The following is a 1,926-nucleotide window of genomic DNA, read 5'->3' as shown; positions in this document are numbered from 1 at the left end:
CGGTACGCGCGGCGGCGGCGGCCCGCTCGGCGACCGGCACCAGGCCGAGGTGCCGGCTCGGGGTGTCCAGGGTCGCGTCCCGGCCCAGCGCCCCCAGCACCGGCACGCCGGTGACGGCCAGCGCGTCGCGGATCTCCGCCTCGTGGGTCACCGAGCCGACCTTGTTGAGGACCACCCCGGCGACGGTGAGCTGCGGGTCGAACGTGGCGAAGCCGTGCACCAGCGCGGCGATGCTGCGCGAGGCACCGGAGACGTCCACCACGAGCAGCACCGGGGTACGGGTCAGCCGCGCCACGTGGGCGGTGGAGGCGTACCCGGCCCGACCGACCGCGCCGTCGAGCAGGCCCATCACGCCCTCGACGATCGCGATGTCGGCGGGGGCCCCGACGGTGGCGCCGTGCCGCAGCAGCGGCAGGATCCGCTGCTCGCCCTGGAGGAACGGGTCGAGGTTGCGGCCCCGGCGGCCGGTGGCCAACTCGTGGTAGCCGGGGTCGATGTAGTCCGGGCCGACCTTGTGGCCGCTGACGGTCAGGCCGCGCCGCCGCAGGGCCGCCATCAGGCCGGTGGCCACCGTCGTCTTGCCCTGCCCCGAGGCCGGAGCGGCGACGATCAGCCGGGGCGGGAGGGTCACCATTCGATGCCCCGCTGCCCCTTCTGACCGGAGTCCATCGGATGCTTGATCTTGGTCATCTCGGTGACCAGGTCCGCCGCGTCCACCAGCCGGGGATCGGCGTCCCGCCCGGTCACCACCACGTGCTGGTGACCGGGGCGCTGCCGCAGCGTCTCCACCACCTCGTCGACGTCCACCCACCCCCACTTCATCGGGTAGGTGAACTCGTCGAGCACGTACAGGTCGTGGGCGGACGTGGCGAGCCGGCGCTTGATCTCCGCCCAGCCCTCCGCGGCCTGCGCCGCATGGTCGCTCTCGGTGCCCTGGGTCCGGCTCCAGCTCCAGCCGGCGCCCATCTTGTGCCAGGAGACCGGGCCACCCTGGCCGGTCTGCTCGTGCAGCGTGCCGAGGGCGCGTAGTGCGTGTTCCTCGCCGACGGTCCACTTGGCGCTCTTGACGAACTGGAACACCGCGATCGACCAGCCCTGGTTCCAGCCCCGCAGGGCGAGCCCGAAGGCGGCGGTGGACTTGCCCTTCGACGGTCCGGTGTGGACCATCAGCAGCGGCCGGTTGCGGCGTTGCCGGGTGGTCAGCCCGTCGTCCGGCACGGTGACCGGTTGGCCCTGTGGCATCAGGCGGCACCCCTCTCGGTGCGGACGGCGGTGTGGGCGCGTACCGCGTCGGTGAGCGCGTCGGCGGCGACCCCCTCCAGCGGCAGGTACTGACCGCCGAGCGTGGTGGCCAGGTCGGCGGCGAGTCGCATGCGTACCCGGCCCTGCTCGCAGTCGACGACCACGGTGCTGGTGCCTGCGGCGGCGAGCAGGCGGGCCGCCTGCCGGGCCCGACCCACCGCGTCCGGGCCGGTGGTGGCGCGCCCGTCGGTGACCAGCACCAGCAGCGGACGCCGTCGCGGATCGCGGATCCGTTCCACCCGTAGCACCTCGCGGGCGCGCAGCAGCCCCTCGGCCAACGGGGTGCGGCCTCCGGTCGGCAGCGTGGCCAGCCGGGCGGCGGCCACCTCCACGCTGGCGGTCGGCGGCAACGCCACCTCGGCGTCGGTGGCGCGGAACGTCACCAGGCCGACCTTGTCCCGGCGCTGGTAGGCGTCGAGCAGCAGGGATAGCACCGCCGCCTTGACCGCGCCGACCCGTTGGCGGGCGCCCATCGAGCCGGAGGCGTCCAGGCAGAACAGGATCAGGTTGCCCTCGCGGCCCTGCCGCACCGGCAACCGCACGTCGCCGGGACGGACCAGGATGCCGGGACCCTGTCGGCCCCGGGCCCGTTGGTGCGGGGCGGCGGCGTGCAGGGTGGCCACC

General features: G+C 74.7%; 3 protein-coding genes. All 3 read right to left on the bottom strand.

Annotated features, from left to right (window positions below):
- Nucleotides 1-634: cobyrinate a,c-diamide synthase (locus tag EYA84_RS31280; RefSeq protein WP_131057786.1), on the bottom strand; the 634-nt coding region annotated here is incomplete at its 3' end.
- The gene (gene cobO / locus EYA84_RS31275) at nucleotides 628-1,242 is read right to left on the bottom strand and encodes a cob(I)yrinic acid a,c-diamide adenosyltransferase (protein WP_131057785.1); all 615 of its coding nucleotides are present in this window, start codon (nucleotides 1,240-1,242) and stop codon (nucleotides 628-630) included. The genes cobO and EYA84_RS31280, both read right to left, overlap by 7 nt.
- Nucleotides 1,242-1,926 (bottom strand): VWA domain-containing protein (locus EYA84_RS31270; protein WP_131057784.1); only part of this gene is annotated, 685 nt, incomplete at its 5' end. The genes EYA84_RS31270 and cobO, both read right to left, overlap by 1 nt.

Origin of the sequence: Verrucosispora sp. SN26_14.1 (assembly GCF_004307965.1) — a bacterium.
GTDB lineage: Bacteria > Actinomycetota > Actinomycetes > Mycobacteriales > Micromonosporaceae > Micromonospora.
This window is presented reverse-complemented; position numbering and strand designations above follow the sequence as displayed.